Here is a 7,442-nt window from a genome sequence, read left to right as displayed (position 1 = left end):
GCCATTTAAAACGAATAAAAAAGACGTTTTATTTCGTATACCCTAAACTAGCTATTTTCGTACCAGATACAGAGAAATATCCATGATTCTTGTTCGTTCATCTGAGATAGAAACTTTAAAAAACCTTTATTTTAAAGGAAAAAAGACTTGATTTATTAGGGAGGAATTATGGTGTCAAATTCAATCGCAAAAGAGTTTAAGTTTTTTTCATTAATTCAGTTTGCATTTCCCACAATGATTATGATGATGTTTATGTCTCTGTATACTATTGTAGATGGGATTTTTATTTCGAGACTGCTAGGCACGGATGCACTATCTGGAGCCAACATCGTATATCCGGTGATCAGTCTTGTTATTGCAGCCGGTGTCATGATCGCGACAGGAGGAAGTGCCCTGATCGGGAAGAAATTGGGAGAAGGAAAAGGGGTGGAAGCAAATGAGAATTTCTCCTTTCTGATTTTGAATGGAGTTGGAATCGGTATTTTCTTTATGATCGCAGGAAATTTATTTTTAGATCCGCTTCTTAGAATTCTCGGCGCAACGGACAGACTGTTGCCGTATTGTGAAGACTATCTGCGGGTGTCGCTCTTTTTGGCGCCTGCCTGTATACTTCAACTAATCTTTCAGACATTTTTTGTAACTGCGGGGCAACCTGCGCTAGGCTTAATACTGACTGTTGGCGGAGGAATTGCAAATATGGTCTTAGACTATGTGTTCATGGGTCCTTTGAAAATGGGAATTCACGGAGCAGCGCTTGCGACCGGAATTGGACAGTTGATTCCTGCTCTGGCAGGCATTCTTTATTTTCTGTGTAACCGAAAAACACTTTATCTGGTAAGACCGCGCGGGAATTTTTCGGTGCTCAGAGAAAGCTGTCTGAATGGGGCATCAGAGATGGTTACTAATCTATCAGGAGCAGTTGTGACATTTTTGTACAATTTTATGATGTTGAAATATCTCGGAGAGCCTGGCGTGGCCGCAATTACGATTGTCTTATATGGACAGTTTTTATTTAACGCACTGTATATGGGATTTTCTATGGGAGTTGCCCCGGTTATCAGTTACAATTATGGAAGAGATAATCGAAGTCTTCTGCAGCGTATTTTTAAGATTTGTATCAGTTTTGTAGGTGTTTCTTCTGTTTTGATCACGATGATAGCGCTTGCGGCATCTCCGCTCATTGTAGAAATCTTTACACCAAAAGGAAGCGAGACATATGAGATTGCAAAGACGGGATTTTTTCTCTTCTCAGTCAACTATGTTTTTGCAGGGATCAATATTTTCGCATCGGCAATGTTTACTGCATTTTCTGACGGAAAGGTGTCTGCAATTATTTCCTTTGTTCGTACATTTGTCATGATCGTAGTAAATATTGTTTTACTGCCCTATATTATTGGAGTCAATGGAATCTGGCTTGCAGTTCCGGTTGCAGAGTGTATGACATTGTTTTTATCCTGCAGATATTTTTGTGCGAAGAGAAAGATATACCATTATCTGTAAAGAGGAAAAACCTTCTGTCCTGCAGAAAAATCTTTTGGAAACAAATCAGAGATTTTCTGCAGGCAGAAGGTTTTTTTGTTAGATAGTATTTGCGGGAATAGCTGATGCTTCTACTGTAAATGCACGGAAAATCTGGATGATCGACAGGTGCAGATATGGCAGATATTCATCGATGGTCACCGGTTCCTCAAATAGGATACAGTTGTAGCAGGTTGCGTTGATCAGTTCAATGATGGTAAACAGCATCAACTCAGGATCTTTACAGCCAATATGATTTTTCTTCAGCATTCTCAGATAGTAATCGTAAAATTCTTCAGACTCTTTTGGGACATTGCTTGAAAAAGCAGTGCGAAAAATTCCCCAGGATAGATTTTTTGCGAGAAACTGAAGAAGCGAATGATCCTTCTTCAGGCGCTCGATGATATAGTCTGCCACAAAGAGGAGTTCCTGCTCGAATCCATTCATCGGTTGACTGACAAGAGCTTTGTAAGCATCGCAAAAGAGCTGTCCCGCCTTATAGACGATCAGTTTATCACGCAAGTCATATTTGTCTTTAAAATATAAATAGAAAGTACCTTTCGCAAGACCTGCCCGACTGACGATGTCAGAGATCGTTGTCTTTGCGAAGCCTTTGTCTGTAAATAATTCAAATGCATTCTGAAGGAGTGCATTTTTTTTCACCTTTTTATTTGTTTCTAATTTTCCCACTCGAATCCCTCCAATTTTTTGCTCATATGTATTATTTACGATTCCAAAAAGAAAGTCAAGCTATAAAAATGACCAAATTTCATTTTTAGTATTGACTATTAGTCATTTTTGAATATAATAAAGCTGTAAAGAAAAAAGAAAAAGTCAGGAGATGATTAGAGTGGTCAAAGTTGGTAAGTGGATCGCCAAACACCGGATATTTATTTTATTAGTAAGTATCTTACTGCTTATTCCTGCGGCAATCGGGAAAGCAGAGACAAAGATTAATTATGACCTGCTCAGTTACCTTCCGGGTGATCTGGAAACAGTAAAAGGGCAGGACATCCTTGTAGACGAATATGGTATGGGTGCATTTTCCATGGTTGTCGTCGAAGGAATGGAATTAAAAGATGTACAAAAACTGGAAGAAAAATTCAGCGAAGTGGATCATGTGAAAGATGTGATGTGGTATGACGATGTGGCGGATATCAGCCTTCCGGTAGAAATGATTCCGAAAGATTTGCGGAAAGCATTTTTTAACGGAGATGCGACAATGATGCTGGCATTGTTTGATAATACAACTTCTTCAGATGAAGCTATGGAAGCTGTTACAAACATGAGAAAAATTGCAGATAAGCAATGCTTTATCAGTGGTATGACAGGGATTGTCACAGATATTAAAAATATCTCATTACAAGAACTTCCAATCTATGTTGTGATTGCAACGCTGCTTTCTTTCTTTGTGTTGGAGCTGACGGGAACATCATTTCTCGTACCAATATTTTTCTTGATCAGTATTGGTGCAGCAGTTTTATATAACTTGGGAAGTAATATTTTTCTCGGAGAGATTTCTTATATTACAGAAGCATTAACAGCAGTACTACAGCTTGGAGTGACGATGGATTATTCGATTTTCCTGCTGAACAGCTATGAGGAAAATAAATTAAGATTTCCAGGAGAAAAAGAACGTGCGATGGGGCATGCGATCGCAAATACATTTAAGTCCGTTGTGGGAAGTTCCGTCACAACAGTTGCAGGATTTATGGCACTTTGCTTTATGACATTTGCACTTGGAAAAGACTTAGGTATTGTTATGGCAAAAGGTGTAGTGATCGGTGTCTTATGCTGTGTAACGTTATTACCATCTTTGATATTGATCTTCGATAAAGCGATTGAAAAGACAAAACATAGACCATTGATTAAAAGTATTGATAAGCCATCTGCGTTTATTACAAAACACTACCGTCTGTGGCTCATTCTGTTTGCAGTGTTGCTGTTCCCGGCAATTTACGGAAATAATCATACGAAAATTTACTATAATATTGCACAGTCACTCCCGGATACACTTCCGGCAAACGTGGCGAACAAGAAACTGGTAGACGACTTCAAGATGAGCAATATGCATATGATCCTGATGCAGAAGGATATGGATGCAAAGGATAAAAGAAAGATGCTGGAAGAGATTGACGAAGTCGACGGAGTCAAATGGAGCCTTGGAATGAACACATTGTTCGGACCGACCATTCCGGAATCTATGATCCCGGATGATATGAAGAAGATGCTTCAGAGTGACAATTATGAATTGGCATTTATTTGTTCGGAATATGAATCTGCAACAGATGAGGTCAACAAACAGATTTCAGAAATTGACAAGATTGTAAAATCTTATTCCAAACATGCAATGGTCATCGGAGAGGCTCCTCTGATGAAGGACCTTCAGGATACGACCGATGTCGATCTGAAAACAGTCAATGCCATTTCAATCCTTGCAATCTTTATCATTATTATGATCGTGTTTAAGTCGATCTCCCTTCCGGTCATCCTTGTGGCGGTTATTGAGTTCGCAATCTTTGTCAATATGGCAATTCCATATTATCAGGGAACGAGCCTTCCGTTTGTGGCAAGTATTGTCATCGGTACTATTCAGCTTGGAGCAACTGTGGACTATGCGATCCTGATGACGAGCCGTTATCAGAAAGAACGTGGAAAAGGAAAAGATAAGAAGACAGCGATTTCAATCGCACACAGAGCAAGCATGCTTTCTATTATTAGCAGTGGATTCAGCTTCTTTGCCGCGACCTTCGGTGTGGCGCTTTATTCAAAGGTAGATATGATCGGATCCATCTGTACACTGCTTGCGAGAGGTGCATTGATCAGCATGTTTGTAGTTATTTTGATCTTGCCGGCGATGTTTATGATCTTTGATAAAGTAATTTGTAAAACATCCGCAGGATTTCTTGGCAAAAAAACTGCCGAAAGGAGTAATTAGATATGAATAGAAATAAAGTAAGAAGTAATACAAACCGGAAAATGGATCTGAAAAAGAAAATGACAGCAGGACTTGCGGTCGGCATGGCAGGATTGATGGGAACAACTCCAGTTTTTGCAGCGGAGCCAGCAGATAAGAAAGTCTCAAAAGATGAGACCGTGTACGTGAATGCAGATGCACAGGGAACAGAACAGGAAATCACAGTTTCCAACTGGTTAAAAAATGCCGGAGCAGAAAAAAACTTAAAAGATGAGACCGAACTTGAAAATGTCAAAAATGTCAAGGGAGATGAGACATTTGAAGAAAACGGGGATGCGATTACATGGCAGACAAACGGAGTAGATATTTATTATCAGGGAACTACAGATAAACAGTTGCCGGTATCCATGAAAATGACTTACTATCTTGACGGCAAAGAAATAACACCGGAAGAGTTGAAGGGACAGAGCGGGCATTTAAAGATAAAAATTGACTATACAAATAATGCAAAAAAGACAGTGAACATTGATGGAAAGAAGCAGGAAGTGTACAGTCCGTTTGTGATGGTGACAGGGCTGATTCTGCCGGATGAGACGTTTTCCAATGTTATGATCGATAACGGAAAAGTAATCTCTGATGGACAGAAAAGCATGGTCATGGGAATTGCAATGCCTGGATTAAAAGAGAGCCTTGGTTTAAACAGTGAAGATTTTAAGGAAGTATCTGAGGATATCCAATTGCCGGAAAGTGTAGAAATCACGGCTGATGTAACAAACTTTACAATGGGATCGACGTTTACAATTGCATTGTCAGATCTCCTTGACGATGTTGACTGGAAAAACGTGACAGATTTCGATACGCTGAAAAATTCTTTAAATGACTTGGAAGATGCGGCACTTCAGCTGGTAGACGGTTCTGCCCAGTTATCGGAAGGTACACAGACACTTGGATCCAGCTATGCGGAGTTTGATCAAGGTGTGCAGACATTGAAAGATGGAATCCATACACTTCAAAGCGGCGCTGGAGAATTAAAGAGTGGTGTGGACAGTTACACAGCGGGAGCAGATCAGTTAAATGCGGGAATCCAGCAATACCTCGGAGAAAATGGGGAGCTGAATGTAAAAGTTACAGAATATGTAAATGGCGTGAATAAGGTTGTAAAAGGGGTAGAAGATTATACAACGGGCGCTTCTCAGCTCTCTGCCGGAATCACTTCCTACATTGGCGGTGAGAAGCAACTTGCAGCAGGAGCAGATAAGCTGACTGCATTAAAAGATGGTCTGTCACAGACAAAAGATGCAGTCGGACAGCTTTATGCGGCGATTGATGGAACCGGTGACAAGGATATCCAGGTGGCTTCTCAAAAACTTGCAGAAGGAACAAAAAAATTAAATGATGCAGTAAGCGGTATGAATAACCTGCTTTCCAATGTAGATACGATGACAGCCACAGGAAAAGACTTGATCACACAGACAGAAGGACTTTCTGAGGTGATGCAGAATCAGATTGCAGTTCCAGTGCAGGAAATGATGAAAAACGGCCAGGAATTGATGAAGATTTTAAGTGCTGTTACCACTCAATTGGAGACGATCAGCGCAGATAGTGAGGCTGCCGTTTCACAGGCAAAAGAAGCTGCTGCCAGTGAAGTAAATGCACAGATTGCAGAGCGAAATGGCCAGATCCAGGCGGCAAATCAGGCAGCGGCGGCAGCCAATGAGCAGGTGGAAGCTGCAAAAGCTCAGATTAGCGCTCAGATCGCAGAAGCTGAAGCAAATGGAAATACAGAACTGGCTGCTTCTCTGCAGAGTGCACTTGCGGCAGTTTCTGGAATTTCTGTAGATGCAGGAGTTTCCGAAATTGCTCCGGTTACAGTGCAGGATGTGCCGGTAAAAGTTGGATCAGTTGACACGACACAGATCAAAGAATTGTTAGAAAGTATGCAGAATTCTTTCGGTGAAATAGAAGGAACGGTAAACGGACTGACTCCAAAGTTGGCAGAAATGCAGAAAAAGATGGAAGACATCACAAATTTGAAAAAACAGATTCCGGCAGGAATGGCAGATCCGTTAAAAGCCAGTGTGTCTGAACTGAATACAGGCATGCAGGGACTCAACGCAGCAATCGGAGGGTATGCTGCGAATATGAAGAAATTAAATGATGGAATGGCAGTGACTGTGCCTGAGGCTTCTCAGGGTATCGATCAGCTCAATGCAGGATTTGCACAACTGGGCGCAGCCAATGATGCACTGCTTCAAGGTGCAGCGAAACTTCAGCAGAATACACCGGTACTCGTAGAAGGAGTACAGACATTGGCAGGTGGCACAACAGAGTTGAGCGGTGGTTTGCATCAGCTTGGAACACAGCTTTCTTCCGGAGGTGCACTTCTCGCAGGAAATAGTCAGGCACTGAGAGATGGAGTAAGCACACTTGTACAAGGAGCTGGCCAGCTTTCCGATGGTGGTAACACACTTGCTTCTGCAAGCGGAGAAGTCAAGAGCGGAATTGCACAACTTTCTGATGGAGCTTCTCAGTTAAAAGATGGTGCAGAAAAATTCAATGAAGAAGGAATTAAGAAACTGCAGAAAACAGTGGAAGATGCATTGGAGAAGATCCTCGATAAAGTGGATGCACTGACATCCGAAGACTGCTCTTATGACACTTACAGTGGAAAAGCAGATAATATGGATGGAAATGTGAAATTTATTATTGAGACAGATGCAATTGAATAAAGCAAGCAGGTTCTGTTAGGGCAAAGAAAAGGGACAAAACTTTATAAAATAAAGTGGAGTTCCTTTTCTTTTTGCGTGCTGGGATTCTATTGAGGCATTCCGCAGTTTCTAAGAAGTTCTCTTGTGAAACGGACAGTATTGTATATTTTTCTCTTAAATATTGGATCTGAAAAATATAATATAAAATAAATGGAATGTTGAAATTTGCTTTTTACGTTGTTACAATAGAGATACTGTTCACAGGACATAATAAAGAAAGACAGTTCGGACAGGGCTGT

At 40.8% G+C, this 7,442-nt stretch carries 4 protein-coding genes; 3 read left to right on the top strand and 1 reads right to left on the bottom strand.

What is annotated here, in order from left to right:
- Positions 1–171 precede the first annotated feature (171 nt).
- Entirely contained in the window at positions 172–1,500 is a 1,329-nt protein-coding gene (locus EDD74_RS11985) for an MATE family efflux transporter (RefSeq protein ID WP_116442518.1), read from the top strand.
- 78 nt (positions 1,501–1,578) lie between these two features.
- Here EDD74_RS11985 and EDD74_RS11980 read toward each other — a convergent pair whose 3' ends face one another.
- Entirely contained in the window at positions 1,579–2,208 is a 630-nt protein-coding gene (locus EDD74_RS11980) for a TetR/AcrR family transcriptional regulator (RefSeq protein ID WP_116442145.1), read from the bottom strand.
- A 160-nt stretch (positions 2,209–2,368) separates the two neighbouring features.
- Here EDD74_RS11980 and EDD74_RS11975 point away from each other — a divergent pair, with 160 nt between their 5' ends.
- Both EDD74_RS11975 and EDD74_RS11970 read left to right on the top strand, forming a co-directional pair.
- Entirely contained in the window at positions 2,369–4,456 is a 2,088-nt protein-coding gene (locus tag EDD74_RS11975; RefSeq protein ID WP_039861328.1) for an efflux RND transporter permease subunit, read from the top strand.
- Positions 4,457–4,458: 2 nt separating this feature from the next.
- Positions 4,459–7,164, top strand: coding sequence for a hypothetical protein (locus tag EDD74_RS11970; protein ID WP_116442146.1), 2,706 nt, complete (start codon positions 4,459–4,461; stop codon positions 7,162–7,164).
- Positions 7,165–7,442: the final 278 nt, after the last annotated feature.

This window comes from Faecalimonas umbilicata (assembly GCF_004346095.1).
GTDB lineage: Bacteria > Bacillota > Clostridia > Lachnospirales > Lachnospiraceae > Faecalimonas > Faecalimonas umbilicata.
Note: the sequence above shows the minus strand (reverse complement) of the source record. Positions and strands in the feature narration are given on the sequence as shown.

Coding starts and splice junctions, on each gene's coding strand:
- EDD74_RS11970 (WP_116442146.1), top strand. CDS start 4,459: ATGAATAGAAATAAAGTAAGAAGTAATACAAACCGGAAAATGGATCTG.